Raw genomic sequence first — 15801 nt, forward strand, 5'->3', positions numbered from 1 at the left:
ATGCTATTTATCTTATTATCAAATATTGTTATAGTAAAGATCGAGCTAACTTCTAGGTATGATATTGGTTATCTACGCAAGACCTAAATTAGCAGTGTTTTCGTACTGCTAAAATTAGGTCTTTTTTATTTCTATTACTTTAAAAGGGAGTCCGATTAATTATGATAAGACCTGAAGAGATTGTAAGAAGTGGACCAAATCAGTATATTTGTAGGGAAGAAGTCCTCAAAGACCTTTCGTATTTTATTAATGACTATCGTTCACCAGTAGTCGTTACTGGATATAAATCATACGCAGCTTTTCAAAAGTATGCTAACTTACCATCACATGTTGAAGTATATCAACATAATGGATACAGTTCTGATGAATCAATAAGAGATATTTCCCAATTTGCTAGTCAAGCTGATATCATTATCGGGATTGGTGGAGGAATAATTCTTGATACTGCCAAGTCCGTAGCAGACAAGTTAGGGATTGAAATCATTACTATTCCAACGGTGGTAGGAACTTGCGCTGCTGCCACGCCATTAAGTGTTATCTACGACGATAATGGGGCTTTTGTTCGGGTAGATTACCATGCCAGCACGATTCACCTAACTCTAGTAGATCCTCTCTTTCTACTATCCAGCCCTATTGATTATTTCAAGAGTGGAATTGGTGATTCCTTGGCTAAATGGTATGAAGCAGAAGCAATTATTCGAAACGACAAGAACGGGGATCTTTCCATCATGGTAAAAGTGGGATTAGAACATGCCTCCTATATCAAAGACATTTTATTGGAAGATAGCATTGCGGCAATCGAAAATATGGACGCAAGGGTTATTACCACATCCTTTATCAAGGTGGTAGAAGCAGTAATACCTCTAGCAGGAACTGTAGGAGGGTTTGGTGGACACTATGGTAGAATGTCTGGAGCACATGCTGTTCATAATGGTTTAAGCTTTATTGATGAAACACACAGCATACTCCATGGACAAAAGGTTGCTTATGGGATTTTAGTTCAGCTTCTTTTAGAAAATAGAACAGAAGAAGTAAAAGATCTACTTCCATTTTATAAAAGTCTAGGTCTTCCCGTGTATATGGAAGACTTAAACATTATGAAAGAACAAAATCAAGCAATGAAAACAGTTGCATCACATGCTATTAAACCAGAAGAAACGTTACGATTAGTCGGTAGCTTTCACGAAAACGATGTGATCGAGGCAATGGAAAAATTAGAGAATATATAAAAAAAGTGTCAGACACATAAACAGTGCCTTACCATTTAAAATAGATAAAGCCACTCGCTTAGCTAAGAAGCGAGTGGCTTTAAATTAGTTAAGTTGATTATAAGAAATCAATCGATGAATATGAACGGCAAGATAAGTGAGTTCGTCATTCGGAATACTTTTACCGTATACTTGATTAATGTAATCTTTTATTTTGAAAGCACCATCCATCGCATCTGGATATAGATTGGCAATTTGCTCGAACAAGACGTCATCCTTATCAAGCAATATATCTGCAAAGTAACGTTCAACAAAGAATTTCACATGTGTAATGAAACGGGTATAATGAATATTCTCCTTATCCATATTGATACTTAGCGTGTAACGGACTAAGTTCACAATACTTCCAATCATTTTCGCATGCTTCATGCTATCTTTGGTTTCTTTTCCGCCACCTTGCGCGTTGATTAAATGAAATGCAATATTCGCTGCTTCCTCTTGTGGTAACTCTATAACAAACTCCTGATTCACTAATTCTACAGCGAACATACCTACCTCAAATTCATTTGGATAGTAGCTTTTTATTTCCCAGAAAACACGGTTTGTAATATTGATATTTTTTTTAAACCTTTCCACTGCAAAATTCAAATGATCCATTAAGGTGAAAAAGATTCCAGAATTAAGCTTCGTATTAAGTTCCTTTTCAGCTTGGTTAACAATTTTCTGTGTTAAGTCCATATATACTGGTTGGATTGAATCCAACAAACTTAAAAATTCTTTTGCTTTTGTATTATCTATTGGCATGAAAGTTTGATCAGCTTGACGTTCCACGATGATATTACCAACTTTTTGCCCGAAGCCAATCCCTTTACCAAAAAGAATAAATTCTTGTTTGTCTTCATTCTCGACTAATACAACACTTGTATTGAGAACTTTTTTTATCTTATTCATTGTCAACACCTTTCCAACTAAAAAGCTTCTTAATCCAAATCTTCCCCGTTACTTTCTATCACCTTTTTATACCAATAAAAAGAATCTTTGCGACTGCGTTCTAGTGTCCCATTTCCTTCATCATCCTGGTCAACATAAATAAATCCATAGCGCTTTGTCATTTGAGATGTCCCTGCACTAATTAAGTCAATTGCTCCCCAGCTAGTATATCCGAACAATTCAACACCTTCTTCAACAGCTTCTTTCATTTGTTTAAAATGCTCTTTGAAGTATGTGATTCTGTAGTCATCATGGATAGATCCATCCTCTTCTACTTTATCGACTGCTCCCATCCCATTTTCAACGATGATTAAAGGTTTTTTGTACCGATCATACAACTCTATTAATGAGATTTTAAGTCCAACCGGGTCAATTTGCCAACCCCATTCAGTAGAAGGTAAATAAGGGTTTTTTACGCCCATAACAGTATTTCCTGCTGACTTCTCCATATCTTCCTGTGCTGACTCTGTTAATGACATATAATAACTGAACGAAATAAAATCTACTGTATTATTCTTCAGTATTTCTCTATCACCTGGCTCCATTTTAATGTTGATATTGTTACGCTCAAACATTCTCTCAATCATAACAGGATATTCACCAAAAACTTGAACATCGGAATAGAAATAGTTATGAAGGTTTTTCTTAAGTGATAATTCCACATCATTTGGATTACATGTATTTGGATAAGTTGTCAGTTTTGTTAACATACAACCTACTTCGCTTCCGTCAATGATTCTATGGCAATCCGCTGTAACTAAAGCAGATGCGACAAACTGGTGATGTAGCGCCTGATAAACTGTTTCATCTTCCTTACCTTCCGGACAACGATCTGGGATAATTCCAGCAGTCGTAAACGGGTGTCGATTGATACTATCAATTTCGTTAAATGTTAGCCAGTATTTTACTAAGTCTTTATATCGATGGAAACAAACATTACTAAATCTTACGAAATCATCAATAATTTTTCTTTCTACCCACCCATTATATTTCAAGCTTAATTCTAATGGCATTTCATAATGGGAAAGTGTGACAATCGGCTCAATATTAAGTCGCTTCATTTCTGTAAACAGATTCTCATAAAACTGTAACCCTTTTTCATTAGGCTCTCGTTCTTCACCTGTTGGAAAAATTCGACTCCAAGCAATCGATACACGTAATACTTTGAATCCCATTTCCGCAAATAGTGCAAGATCCTCTTTATAACGGTGGTAAAAATCAATCCCACGACGCTTCGGATAAATTTTATCACTTGGGTCTTTTCTAGCCTTTTCAATTGTTGCAGACGTTATACCGACATGGCCTTCGTAGTCATCTACTCTTAAGTTAGATTTATACGTCGCCATATCTGCAACAGATAAACCTTTACCGTCAACATTCCACGCGCCTTCTACCTGGTTGGCGGCTATAGCACCGCCCCATAAAAAATTCTTCTGAAATCCTGTTTTTGTCATAATTACTCTCCTAACATTGTTACAACCATTAATGTATCGCTGTGATTGACATGATCTTTTTGGTTCATAACATTAATATTATATTTGTCTTTATTAGTAACAACCCCGACAGTTACAGGGTCATAACCTTCTTCTACAATCTTATCTACATCAAATTTCAATAATAAATCTCCAGCCTTAACTTCATCGCCAACTTTTACTTGAGATTCGAAATATTCCCCTCCAAGTTGAACTGTGTCAAGACCAACATGAAACAATAACTCTACACCATTTTTTGTTTCCATGCCAAGGGCGTGGTGTGTATCAAAAATCATTTTAATGGTACCATCGACTGGAGCAACCAATTCACCTTTGGACGGAATAACAGCGAATCCTTCCCCCATAATCTTTGTAGAAAAAACTTCATCTTTCACTTCAGCTAATGGAATCATTTTCCCTGTCACAGGACTTTTGAATTCTTCTTCTGAATCTATCATGTCCTTAAATTCTTCTTTTTCATCTTGGTTAGTCTTATCTTTTCCAAGTAAAAATGCTGCTGTGAATGCTACCGCAAATGAAATGACTAATCCAAAACTGGCATAGAGAAGGTTACTTGGTAATTCATCAGAAATAAACATAGACATACTTGCTAAACCAGGACCTACAAGTACAAATGCTTCTATACCCATAATACCGATAAATGCACCACCAACAAATGATCCAATCATAACACTATACAACACTTTTTTATTTTGTATTGTTACCCCGTATAAGGCAGGTTCTGTAATTCCAAAAAGAGCTGAAATACCAGCAGAAATCGCAGTAGACTTTAAAGCTTTGTCCTTAGTACGTAAAGCAACTGCAAAACACGCGCCACTTTCTGCAATATTATGTGCTAGAGAAGCTGGTAAATAAAGGACTTCTTTTCCAGCGGCTGAGTATGCAGAAACAGCATAAGGAACCATCGCTTTATGCATTCCTGTTGCAACCATGAACGGAAGTACAGCTGCTAAGATCGCCACGGCAACCCATCCTACATAGTCAAACATCGTTAAAATAATATAAGTTAAACCTTCACCTAGCGTAAAACCAATTGGTCCTAAAATAAGTAACGAAATTGGCACTGTAATTACTAATGCCACCATTGGTACAAAGAAAATACGAATGGATTTTGGTGAAATTTTAGTAACTAGCTTTTCTAACTGTGCATATAAAAGTACTGTTAAAATTGCTGGAAATACTTGATACGCATAAGCAATATTTTGTAATCCAAAGCCTAACAATTGAGCTCCTTCACCAAGCATTGTAGACATACTAGGAAGTAACAATGCACTAACTGCTGACAAGGCAACTAACGAGTTTACCTTTAATTTATTAGCTGTAGTAACGGCCACTAGTAATGGCAAGAAGTATAGCGGGGCATCCCCAATCATGTTTAAGATTTGATACGTTTGAGTTTCCTTATCCATTATACCAATAACAGCCAGTAATAATAATAATGACTTTAATACCCCGCCCCCAGCGATTGCTGGAATTAGCGGTTGGAAAACACCGATTAAGAAATCAAGGAACATACTGCCAAACTTTTGCTTTTGTTTTGGTTTATCAGCGGATTCTTCGCTTCCTGTGCCTGTAGGAGTACCACCCAATAATTTATTCACTTCATTATAAACTTCCACTACTTCATTTCCGATGACGACTTGACATTGAGCCGTCATTTTTACTGCTAAAACCCCAGAGATTTGTTGTAGTTTCTCCACGTTAGCTTTGCTATTATCATGTAAGGAAAACCTTAATCTTGTGGAACAATGTTCGAAGTGTGAAATATTTTCTCTTCCACCGACATGCTTTAGAACTTCTGTAGCAATTTGTTTGTAGTCCATCTTCATTCTCCTTTTCAACTTTAATTAATATTAAAACTATTCTTTGTTTTGATACTAGAACTTATGCAACTTTGCTATTAGGCAATAAAAAAAGGACCTAAAATGATAAATGTATATTAACATCCATCCATTCTAGATCCTGCCTGCTTTACCAGTCACATGTCTATTTTTATTATTTGATTTGTTTAAAGTATATAACACAATTTTGAAAGCGTCAACAAAAAATATTATATTTATCAAAAGACTAGTTTTTTGCTTTAATTTACATTATATCATTACGTTTTTAAACTGCTAAGATCTCTTTTATCCAATTAAATAAAGCATCTAGTCATTGAAAAATATGAAATATTCCTTCATATATTCAGGTTACTCTATTAATCACTGCTATTAGTATTCCATTTGAGAATACTATCTTTCTAAAATCGAATTGTAATATGAGGGAATGAACAAATATAATAATAGATATCTTAGCTAAGAGTTTTATTAAGAATAAATTTAAAATGGAGATGTTTTGATGGCGATAAATGAGCATGAGAAAAAACAAGTATATGATTTACGATCTGCTATTGATTTACTTAAAACAGTTCCTGGTCAACTAATCGAAACCAATAAAGCTGTAGATCCACATGCAGAAATATCAGGTGTTTATCGATATGTAGGTGCAGGCGGAACAGTGACGCGTCCAACACAAACTGGTCCTGCCATGATTTTCAATAATGTAAAAGGGCATGAAGACGCAAATGTAATTATTGGCCTATTAGCAAGTCGTGAAAGAGTGGGATTACTGCTAAATGAAGAGCCAGAACGTCTTGGCTATCTATTAAATGAAGCTGTTCAGCATCCTATTCAACCAGTAACTATCTCAAACGAAGATGCGAAATGCCAAGAGGTAGTTCATTATGCTAATGAACCCGGTTTTGATATTCGCAAGTTAATTCCTGCACCAACTAATACTGAAGAAGATGCGGGACCATATATCACAATCGGTATGTGCTATGCGTCTGATACAGAAACAGGTGAATCAGATGTAACCATTCATCGTTTGTGTTTACAAAGCAAAGATGAAATTTCTATGTTCTTTACTCCTGGTGCACGCCACTTAGGCACCTTTCGTGAAAAGGCGGAAAAACTTGGTAAACCCCTGCCAATATCGATCAGTATTGGTGTAGATCCAGCTATTGAGATTGGCGCATGTTTTGAGCCACCAACTACACCACTTGGTTTTAATGAATTAGGAGTTGCGGGTGCTATTAGAAAGCGTGCAGTTGAACTTGTTCAATGTTTAACAATTAACGAAAATGCAATTGCTAATGCAGAATATGTTATAGAGGGAGAATTAATACCTAATTGCTATGTTCGTGAAGACCAAAATACAAACACCGGTAAAGCAATGCCAGAGTTTCCTGGGTATACAGGTGAAGCTAATCCGAAAGTGCCATTAATTAAAGTAACAGCTGTTACACATCGTAAAAATCCAATTATGCAAACCGTAATTGGACCAAGTGAAGAGCATGTTAGTATGGCAGGTATTCCTACAGAAGCAAGTATTCTTCAAATGGTTGAAACTGCCATGCCAGGAAGACTACTCAATGTATATGCTCATTCTGCTGGTGGTGGTAAATACATGGCAGTCCTGCAATTCAAGAAAAGTCAGCCGAGTGATGAAGGAAGACAAAGACAAGCAGCTCTGCTTGCTTTCTCTGCTTTTAGTGAATTAAAACATGTCTTTCTTGTTGATGAAGATGTTGACCCATTTGATAGTAACGACGTCTTATGGGCCATGACTACACGTTACCAAGGTGATATAGATACTATTACAATTCCTGGTGTACGTTGTCACCCACTTGATCCAACAGAATCCCCGGAATATAGTCCATTTATTAGTGACAAAGGGGTTTCATGTAAAACTATTTTTGATTGCACGGTGCCTTATCACCTTAAGGATAAATTTAAACGAGCAAAGTTTAAAGAAATGGATGCCAAACTTTTTGCTCCATCATTATTTTAATAATAACACTAATGGCAGGTGAGCTTATATATTGCCACCTGCCTTATTTTACAAATAAAGGAGATGTTAATATATGCCCGTCGGACCGATAGTAAATGCATTAGCCGTATTTTTAGGAGGACTTCTTGGAGCTTTTCTAGGCAATAAAATTCCTGAACGACTTCGAGTTGCCTTGCCTTTAACTTTTGGAGCAGCTTCCATGGGGATGGGGGTTAGTCTGATAATTAAAGTGAACCTACTACCAGCCGTTGTATTAGCTTTAGTAATAGGTAGTGCTATTGGAGAACTAATTATGCTTGAAAAAGGGATCGAATGGTGTGCCAAAAAGATAAAAGGTCCAATCGAAAAAATATTTTCAAGCAAAAATACGATGGATCCAAAAGAATTTATGGAGAAATTCGTTGGAATACTTGTATTATTTTGTGCCAGTGGAACAGGTATATTTGGGGCATTAACTGAAGGAATGACAGGAGATGCTTCTATCTTATTTTCGAAATCATTTCTTGACTTCTTTACAGCTGCTATTTTTGCTGCAGCTTTAGGTTATATCGTTATGACTATTGCTGTGCCCCAAATAATTATCTTGCTAGGATTATTTTTTAGTGCTGGATTCATTTTACCAATGGTTAATGACTTGTTAATTGCAGATTTTTCTGCAGTTGGTGGAATTATTATGTTAGTAACTGGTTTGAGAATTGCAGGGATTAAATCTTTCCCAGTTGCAAATATGCTCCCAGGTCTATTGATTGTCATGCCTATCGCTTCCATTTGGGCACATTTTTTTTAATAACAAATTAATTTACATAGCAGAGCGTCATTGTGGTACAGACGCTCTGCTAAATTATGAAACTTAGAAAAGACGTGAGCATACATGATTCATAAAGAAAAGTCACAAGGAGAGATCCATGTTGAATTAGATGCATATTTCATGGGTGAAGATTTAGTTCTATTAATTTCCGGAGGTGACCAACCACATTTGGGAACTATTACAGCAGGGGCACGACTAGAACCAATTCAAACTATTCAACTTCAAAACCATAAAGAATTTTATATTACAGAAGAGTTAGCCGTTTTACTAAGAAAGAAGTTTGCTGGGAACTTTGCAATTTGTAGCGGAGTACACATCGACAACATTAAGAAGGAAGAGATTCAACTCCTTTCACACCTATGTATTGATTTAGGAAAAGAATTAATACATGATCTAGAAAAAGCTAGTTTATAAGATAGAAAGGCGGGACTATTATGAACATTGTGATTGGTATTTCTGGCGCAACTGGAACTGTTTATGGCGTTCGAATATTAGAAATGCTTCAGTCATATAAAGATATCGACACACACGTAATTATTAGTAATTGGGCGAAAAAAAACTTAACAGTGGAAACTACTTATACCCTAGAGTATTTAGAAGGCTTGGCTACCTATTCATATGATAACAGTAATATGGGAGCTGCCGTTTCCAGTGGTTCTTTTTTAACGGATGGAATGATAATTGTTCCATGCAGCATGAAAACTTTAAGTGCAATTGCTAACGGTTATTCCGATTCCTTAATTTCTAGAACGGCAGATGTCATGATCAAAGAGCGAAGAAAATTAATAGTTTGTCCTAGGGAAACACCTCAAAGCGCTATTCATTTAGAGAATATGCTAGAGTTAGCTAGATTGGGTGTAAGTATCGTTCCACCAATGCCATCTTTTTATAACAATCCGCAAACAATTGATGACATTGTTAATCACCATGCAATGAAGACACTTGATCAATTTGGAATTTATATCAAGAATGATAAACGATGGAATGGGTTATAAAGTTTATAAAGACTTTGGTAATATCTGATTCTTCTTTGCGTTTTGGGGTGACAAGGGCTAACGTACTTGGCACTTTTTTATTTAATGCTACAATTGAAAGTTTTGATTGTTCAAAAGATTCTATTGCCCTTTTCATCAATAAAGTCACACCAAGACCTTCTCCCACTAATCCAATAATTGTTTCAATTCTACTATTGGTATATAGAATATGAGGAGAAAACTCGGCTTTTTTACACTCGTCAATGCAAGTTTGGTAGACACCAGATGTTGCATTAAGTAAGATGAATTTTTCATATTTTAGTTCATCGATACTAACAGCAGGTTGATTGGCTAATGGATGATCTTTATTCGTTACCAATACAAGTTCATCATCCATAAGTGGATAGATATTTACTAAACCTCCTGGAATGTAATTCATTCTTATAATCGCCAAATCAATTTCTGAATTTCTAATCATTTCTAAGATTAAATCATGCTCCTGTTCCAAAATTTCAAGATGAATATGAGGATGAGCGTTAGAAAAAGCAGCAATTAGGGTAGTGATTCCATATTGAGACATAATAGGAATAGCCGCAAGATGAATTTTTCCTTTTTCTAGGTTAGAGTGTTTTTTCATATTTATAACCATCTCCTGATAGTTATTTAATAATTTTTCAGCGTATACGATAAAGTCTTGTCCCGCTTCAGTGAGCGTTAAATTTCTAGATTTTCTATCAAAAAAAATGGTATTAAACTCGGATTCTAGGTTTTTAATATGTTTGGATAGAGAGGATTGCGATAAACTCAATTCCTCTGCTGCAAAAGAAAAATTTTGATACTTTCTAACTGCAAGAAAATATTTTAACTCGTCAATATTCATGGTATCTACCTCAAATTCATAGTATCTAATTAGTACTTTAACACGAAGGTTGTTGCGAGTATATAAACAGAGTTTTAGAGAATATGAATTTTTCTGAGCAATATCTACAAAAGTAATTTTAGTAGAAGAAAGTAATTTAAAGAATGGTCCTTAACAAAGAAACACACAAAAGTGCTAATCACACGGGTAACTCCCACATGACTAGCACTTTTATTATTTTACATCACCATACTTAACCTTACCTTAATAGTATAGTGATTATAATCTAGAACTCTATTCACAGAGGCTGTACTACCGTACTTATTAGATGATTACCAGTATTAATTTTCTCTTTATCAGTCATACTAATTTCTTTATAATCATCTTTATTGGTAATAAGAATAGGGGTAACTACTGAAAAACCAGCTTGTTTGATTTGAACAATATCAAATTCGATAAGTTTTTGACCTTCTTCAATCCTATCACCTTGCTTAACAAAGGTAGTAAAAAACTTCCCTTCTAACTGAACTGTATCTAACCCAATGTGCAGTAATATTTCACTACCATTATCAGTTGTGATACCAACCGCATGTTTCGTTGGAAATAGAGCTGATACTGTACCTGAAGCTGGTGAAACTAATATTCCTTCTATAGGATCAATTGCAAGCCCTTTACCAAGTGCACCTGTAGAAAAAGCCTCGTCTTTAACTTCTGAGAGTTCTATTACAGTACCCTTAAGTGGACTAACAATATCTTCGTTTTGAATCTTTATTGAAACATTATTATCTTTTTCTTGATTAGATCCCGATTTTTGTTGTTCTTTACTCAATCCAAAGAAATAAGCAAGTATAAAACCTAATACCAAGTTAACAGCCATTGCGATCATACCACCCCAGAAACCGAGGTCTAAACCATTAGGGCCAATTTTAGATGGTATACCAAAAAGTCCAAGTCCACCAAGCATGTATACTTTAGTTCCCATTGCTCCCATAATACCTCCACCAACTGCAGAGGTGATTAAAGTTAGAATAAAAGGTCTTTTTAAAGGTAGTGTAATCCCATAAAGCGCCGGCTCTGATACACCAAAGACACTTGAAATAGCAGCTGGTATACCTAGCGTTTTAATTTTTTGATCCTTTGTCTTAGCCATTACACCAAGTACCACACCGGTAGTTGCTAAAGCTGTCGCTGAAATTAAAGCTAATATAAAGTCATCACCGAATACGGCTATGTTGTTAATTGCTATCGGAATAAAACCCCAATGAAGTCCAAACATTACAAACACTTGCCATAATCCACCTAATACAAGACCTGCCAATATTGGACTCAGATCATAGATCCAAACTCCAGCTTGTCCTAAAAATGAACCGATCCATGTTGCTATTGGTCCAATTATAAGGAAAGTAAGTGGAACGATTACTAACAATGTAAAGAATGGTACAAGAAATGTTTTTACAACATCAGAAATTACTTTTTCAAGCCATTTTTCCAATTTTGAACCTACAAAAGTTGCCAAAACAATTGGAATAACAGAAGATGCATAACTCATTAAAATAACGGGTATTCCAAGGAACGTTATATGAATAGGTGATTCAAATAATGATCCAGAAAATAAAGTGTACATTGGCTCACCGCTAGTTAGACCAGTAAGTGTTGGGTAAACTAATGCTGCACCTATTGCCATTCCCACAAAATGATTTCCGCCAAATTTTTTCATTGCTGAAAAACCTAAAAAGATAGGAAAGAAATAGAATAACGAATCACCGATAGCATGTAACATATAGTAAGTTCCATCTGTATTCGTGTACAGACCTATTGCAACAAACAAAGCGTTAAAACCTTTAATCATTCCTGTAGCAGCTAACACTCCTAGAATTGGTGCAAATATTCCTGAGATAATATCAATAAACTTATTAAATAAACTTTGATTTTCATTTTCCTCTTCATCTGCTGATGATTCGTTGCCAAATCCACCAATGTCTACTACTGCTTTATAGACATCCGGCACATGGTTTCCAATAACCACTTGGTATTGTCCACCACTTTTCATAACAGTAACAACACCATCGATATCTTTTAATACATCTGTATTTGCCTTATCCTCGTCTTTTAACTTAAAACGTAAACGTGTAACACAGTGAACCACGCTGTTAACGTTTTCTTTTCCGCCGACATATTCTATAATATCTTTTGCCAACTGTTCATATTTCATCTTTAACCCTTCTTTCATTCAAGTTTTTTAGACACTTTCTATGTCAACTAGCAGATTAACTATATTTGGAAACCCTTTCAAAATGTCATACAATAAAAATCCGTAAGCAACTTTATATTAAGAACGGATTTATAAATCCGTTCCATTAGATTCAATTACTTTCTTATACCAATCGAACGATTTTTTTCGATAGCGTTTACCTGTCCCATTTCCTTCGTTATCAAGATCTACATAAATGAAACCATACCGTTTTTTCATTTCACCTGATCCTGCACTGACAATGTCAATACAACCCCAGGATGTATAACCTAATAACTCCACTCCATCATCAACTGCTTCAATCATTTGCGTAAGATGTTCACGCATATAGTCAATGCGGTAAGTATCTTCTACTGTATCATCCTCCAGTTTATCGACTGCCCCTAGTCCATTTTCTACAATGAACAATGGTTTCTGATAACGGTCATACATGTTATTCATCGTTACACGTAAGCCAATAGGGTCAATTTGCCAGCCCCACTCCGATATTTCTAGATGCGGATTCTGTAGTGAACCAAATGCGTTACCAGATTTTTGACCCGCATTTATAGCTGGATCTGCACTTGTTAAACGTGATGAATAATAAGAAAAGGAAATAAAATCAACAGGATATTTCTTCAGCAGGGACTCATCCCCTTCTTCTATCACCAATTCAACACCCAATTCACGAAACATTCGTGCGGTGTACGATGGATAAGTTCCACGAGATTGCACATCGATAAAGAAATATTGTTTTTGGTTTTCTTTTACCGACTTCAAAAGATCTTCTGGATGACAAGAGTAAGGATAGATTTCACCAGCTGCTAACATACAACCAACCATAAACCTATCACCATTAATTTCTTTCGCTGCTTTTGTTGCCAAACTTGAGGCAACAAGCTGATGGTGTGCCGCCTGAAACTTTACTTGATCTGCATTCTCGTCCTCGTCAATGATTAGACCTCCACCAAAAAATGGAATGTGAAGTAACATATTAATTTCATTAAATGTTAACCAGTATTTTACCTGATTTTTATAACGTTCTAGTACCACCTTTGCATATCGCTCATAAAATCCAATTAGCCCTCGATTACGCCAGCCTCCATACTCTTGAACCAAATAAAGTGGAGTATCGAAATGATTTAAGGTAACTAATGGCTCAATTCCATACTTCTGACACTCAGAAAATAGGTCATCATAGAATCTTAGCCCTTCTTCGTTTGGTTCCAATTCATCTCCTTTAGGGAAAATACGTGGCCAAGAGATCGATGTCCGAAATACCTTAAAGCCCATTTCAGCGAAAAGTTTAATATCTTCTTTATAAGTATGATAAAAATCAATTGCTTCATGGCTTGGATATTGATTATACGTTGTTTCTAAAGCCTTTTTCGGATTTAACAAAGCAACCCAACGCTCTTTCCCGGATGGTAAAACATCTACCAACGCCATTCCTTTTCCGCCTTCTTTATACGCTCCTTCTGCCTGGTTCGCGGCAATTGCACCGCCCCATAAAAAATCTTTTGGTAAAGTCATGCACTCTCTCCTTTCCTAATTCAGTTACTCGAATCTTACAATCAAATTCTGATATGATTACTAGTCAACTCTAAAAGCCATATCTAATTGATAGAAGAGAAAAGCTTGTTCTTTCTCATCTATGTTTTCCTTTATCCAACCCTTAAGGTGTTGATCTGAAATCGCATCTGATTCATTAGTTTTTTTAAGAGCTGATTTCAACAATTCTACTTTTGCTTTATCTTTAATAGAAAAGACCATTGTTAGAAAACCTTCCTTAACACTCTGATTGAAGAATTTAATGTTTTCACAAATAATTTCTTGCTTCCTATCAAGGACCTTGTGCTCTTCTAATAAGTCTTCAACACTATTAACTTGATCTAGACCATAGTAGCAATATAGTGAATCGGGCGCCTCATTTTCTTTCATGAGCTGCTTTAATTTTTTAATCATTTCAAATTCTTTATCTGCGTCAAGAATCGGATTTCCTTGATTTGGGTCATCTCTATAATTGAATAATTTGTTGCCAAACCGTTGATAACTTTTAGCCATCCAATCGCTGGTTTTCATCTTTAAAGTACTGATCCCTTTTGTAAAGGCGAAAGAGTTATCTAATTCTGCACCTTTTAATTCATCTGTTGAAAAACGCCTATTCATTCTCATTGGCATCAGTGTGTATTCATGAAGATATTCTTCTTTTCCAGGCATTGGACCTCTCATATAAATGTAGTCACCAGCAACTAGATTGATATTGCTACCAAAATTACCGAATAGAGCTGCGTCATGAATAACTTCTTTAGATTCAATAACTGAACGAAGTGGCTTTCCTTGCATAAATTCTGGGATATCTAAATCAAAGAATTCTAATACGGTAGCTGGCACGTCAATGTTTTGGGCTAATTGATCTCTCGATTCATTTTGAACTCCTACTTGTGGATTCCATATAAAGAATGGGAGATGAGCAATTTCATTATACACAGGCATAATGTTTTTACCCCACCATTCATGTTCGCCTAACAGTAAACCGTGATCCGTATTAACTATTAACATGGTATCTTTCCACATGTTGTTTTCATCCATAAAGTCTAGCACTTTGCCTAAATATGCGTCACACATAGTAACTAATGCTTTATAATACCCTTTAACTATCTCTGTTTTATCTGGTGTGAAATCATCGTGTGAATATAATAACCAGCCATTGAAATCGTCTTGCGAAAGACCATACATTTCTAAATACTTTTCTGGTACAAAGAAAGGCTCATGCGGGTCAAAACATTCGATTTGTAAAAACCATTGATCAGCGTCTTTATTCTCTTTTAAAAATTCCAAACCCGCCTCGACAGTTCGATATAATGAGTGATCTTCCTCTGTTTTCATGTAATCTCGATTAACTAAATCTTGTGAAATACTACCGGCCTTATGTTTCTTTGCAAAATCAGGAAGGTTTTCTAATCCTTCTATTTCCATATTTTTATTAATTCTTGCTTTCCAATTGTCGCCTTCTTGTCCACGAATTAATTCATATGAGGAGTAGCGTGTATGGTAAGTCGCACCACCATCTCGCCAGTAATGTTTATGGTCAGTAACAAGATGTGTATAAATTCCATTTTGTTTCAAAATTTCAGGCATCGAGTCATCAAAAGGTTCGATTGGTCCCCAACCACGATGCAAGAAATTGTATCGGCCAGCGTGTAAGTCTCTTCTAGCAGGCATACAGGGTAAACTTCCTGCAAAGAAATTATCGAATTGAACCGATTTTGTTTTTAAACGGTCAAAGTTAGGTGTACTTACATCAGAAGTTTCATATGGACTTAAATAATTTCGTTTTAAAGTGTCATACATGACTTGAATCACTTTCATGAATGTCTCTCCTTTCGTAAGTGTTTCTGTGTTGCA

Annotated in this window: 12 protein-coding genes; 5 read left to right on the top strand and 7 right to left on the bottom strand. The window is 35.7% G+C overall.

Annotated elements, in window-relative coordinates:
* The first annotated feature begins 164 nt into the window (after nt 1-164).
* Entirely contained in the window at nt 165-1229 is a 1065-nt protein-coding gene (locus tag D2K62_RS07305) for an iron-containing alcohol dehydrogenase family protein (RefSeq protein WP_112182630.1), read from the top strand.
* An 84-nt stretch (nt 1230-1313) separates the two neighbouring features.
* On the opposite strand, the gene D2K62_RS07310 is transcribed toward D2K62_RS07305, so the two are convergent.
* From D2K62_RS07310 to D2K62_RS07320, 3 genes are read right to left on the bottom strand one after another with little or no spacing between them, the layout of a single operon-like run.
* Entirely contained in the window at nt 1314-2159 is an 846-nt protein-coding gene (locus D2K62_RS07310) for a BglG family transcription antiterminator (protein ID WP_112179784.1), read from the bottom strand.
* Nucleotides 2160-2188: 29 nt separating this feature from the next.
* On the bottom strand, nt 2189-3655 hold the full coding sequence (locus D2K62_RS07315; RefSeq protein ID WP_269813826.1) for a glycoside hydrolase family 1 protein: 1467 nt from the start codon (nt 3653-3655) through the stop codon (nt 2189-2191).
* Nucleotides 3655-5514 carry a beta-glucoside-specific PTS transporter subunit IIABC gene (locus tag D2K62_RS07320; RefSeq protein WP_112179782.1) on the bottom strand — a complete coding sequence of 620 codons (1860 nt, stop codon included), beginning with the start codon at nt 5512-5514 and terminating at the stop codon, nt 3655-3657. The genes D2K62_RS07315 and D2K62_RS07320 overlap by 1 nt, the downstream gene beginning before the upstream one ends.
* 514 nt (nt 5515-6028) lie before the next feature.
* On the opposite strand from D2K62_RS07320, the gene D2K62_RS07325 reads away from it, so the two are divergent.
* The 4 genes from D2K62_RS07325 (at nt 6029) to D2K62_RS07340 (ending at nt 9325) form a co-directional block, all read left to right on the top strand.
* A complete protein-coding gene (locus D2K62_RS07325) occupies nt 6029-7522 on the top strand; it encodes a UbiD family decarboxylase (protein ID WP_112179781.1) in 1494 nt (497 codons plus the stop codon).
* Nucleotides 7523-7595: 73 nt separating this feature from the next.
* Entirely contained in the window at nt 7596-8309 is a 714-nt protein-coding gene (locus D2K62_RS07330) for a DUF554 domain-containing protein (RefSeq protein WP_112179780.1), read from the top strand.
* An 84-nt stretch (nt 8310-8393) separates the two neighbouring features.
* The gene (gene lpdD / locus D2K62_RS07335; RefSeq protein ID WP_112179779.1) at nt 8394-8744 is read left to right on the top strand and encodes a prenylated flavin chaperone LpdD; all 351 of its coding nucleotides are present in this window, start codon (nt 8394-8396) and stop codon (nt 8742-8744) included.
* A gap of 20 nt (nt 8745-8764) precedes the next feature.
* Nucleotides 8765-9325: a UbiX family flavin prenyltransferase gene (locus D2K62_RS07340; protein WP_112179778.1), complete on the top strand. Its 561-nt coding sequence runs from the start codon at nt 8765-8767 to the stop codon at nt 9323-9325.
* Here D2K62_RS07340 and D2K62_RS07345 read toward each other — a convergent pair.
* The 4 genes from D2K62_RS07345 to D2K62_RS07360 form a co-directional block, all read right to left on the bottom strand.
* Nucleotides 9294-10184, bottom strand: coding sequence for a LysR family transcriptional regulator (locus D2K62_RS07345; protein ID WP_117149031.1), 891 nt, complete (start codon nt 10182-10184; stop codon nt 9294-9296). The genes D2K62_RS07340 and D2K62_RS07345 overlap by 32 nt on opposite strands.
* A gap of 277 nt (nt 10185-10461) precedes the next feature.
* Nucleotides 10462-12375, bottom strand: a complete 1914-nt coding sequence (locus D2K62_RS07350; RefSeq protein WP_112179776.1) for a beta-glucoside-specific PTS transporter subunit IIABC — start codon at nt 12373-12375, stop codon at nt 10462-10464.
* A 129-nt stretch (nt 12376-12504) separates the two neighbouring features.
* Nucleotides 12505-13926 (bottom strand): 6-phospho-beta-glucosidase, encoded by a 1422-nt coding sequence (locus D2K62_RS07355; protein ID WP_112179775.1) that lies wholly within the window; start codon nt 13924-13926, stop codon nt 12505-12507.
* 60 nt (nt 13927-13986) lie between these two features.
* Entirely contained in the window at nt 13987-15765 is a 1779-nt protein-coding gene (locus tag D2K62_RS07360; RefSeq protein WP_112179774.1) for a sulfatase, read from the bottom strand.
* Nucleotides 15766-15801 lie beyond the last annotated feature (36 nt).

Source organism: Paraliobacillus sp. X-1268 (assembly GCF_003426095.1).
GTDB lineage: Bacteria > Bacillota > Bacilli > Bacillales > Amphibacillaceae > Paraliobacillus_A > Paraliobacillus_A zengyii.

Bases quoted from the DNA above. Each gene is read 5' to 3' on its own strand.
- D2K62_RS07320 (WP_112179782.1), bottom strand. From the start codon at position 5,514: ATGGACTACAAACAAATTGCTACAGAAGTTCTAAAGCATGTCGGTGGA.
- D2K62_RS07350 (WP_112179776.1), bottom strand. From the start codon at position 12,375: ATGAAATATGAACAGTTGGCAAAAGATATTATAGAATATGTCGGCGGA.
- D2K62_RS07355 (WP_112179775.1), bottom strand. From the start codon at position 13,926: ATGACTTTACCAAAAGATTTTTTATGGGGCGGTGCAATTGCCGCGAAC.
- lpdD (WP_112179779.1), top strand. From the start codon at position 8,394: ATGATTCATAAAGAAAAGTCACAAGGAGAGATCCATGTTGAATTAGAT.
- D2K62_RS07345 (WP_117149031.1), bottom strand. From the start codon at position 10,184: ATGAATATTGACGAGTTAAAATATTTTCTTGCAGTTAGAAAGTATCAA.
- D2K62_RS07310 (WP_112179784.1), bottom strand. From the start codon at position 2,159: ATGAATAAGATAAAAAAAGTTCTCAATACAAGTGTTGTATTAGTCGAG.
- D2K62_RS07360 (WP_112179774.1), bottom strand. From the start codon at position 15,765: ATGAAAGTGATTCAAGTCATGTATGACACTTTAAAACGAAATTATTTA.
- D2K62_RS07325 (WP_112179781.1), top strand. From the start codon at position 6,029: ATGGCGATAAATGAGCATGAGAAAAAACAAGTATATGATTTACGATCT.
- D2K62_RS07340 (WP_112179778.1), top strand. From the start codon at position 8,765: ATGAACATTGTGATTGGTATTTCTGGCGCAACTGGAACTGTTTATGGC.
- D2K62_RS07330 (WP_112179780.1), top strand. From the start codon at position 7,596: ATGCCCGTCGGACCGATAGTAAATGCATTAGCCGTATTTTTAGGAGGA.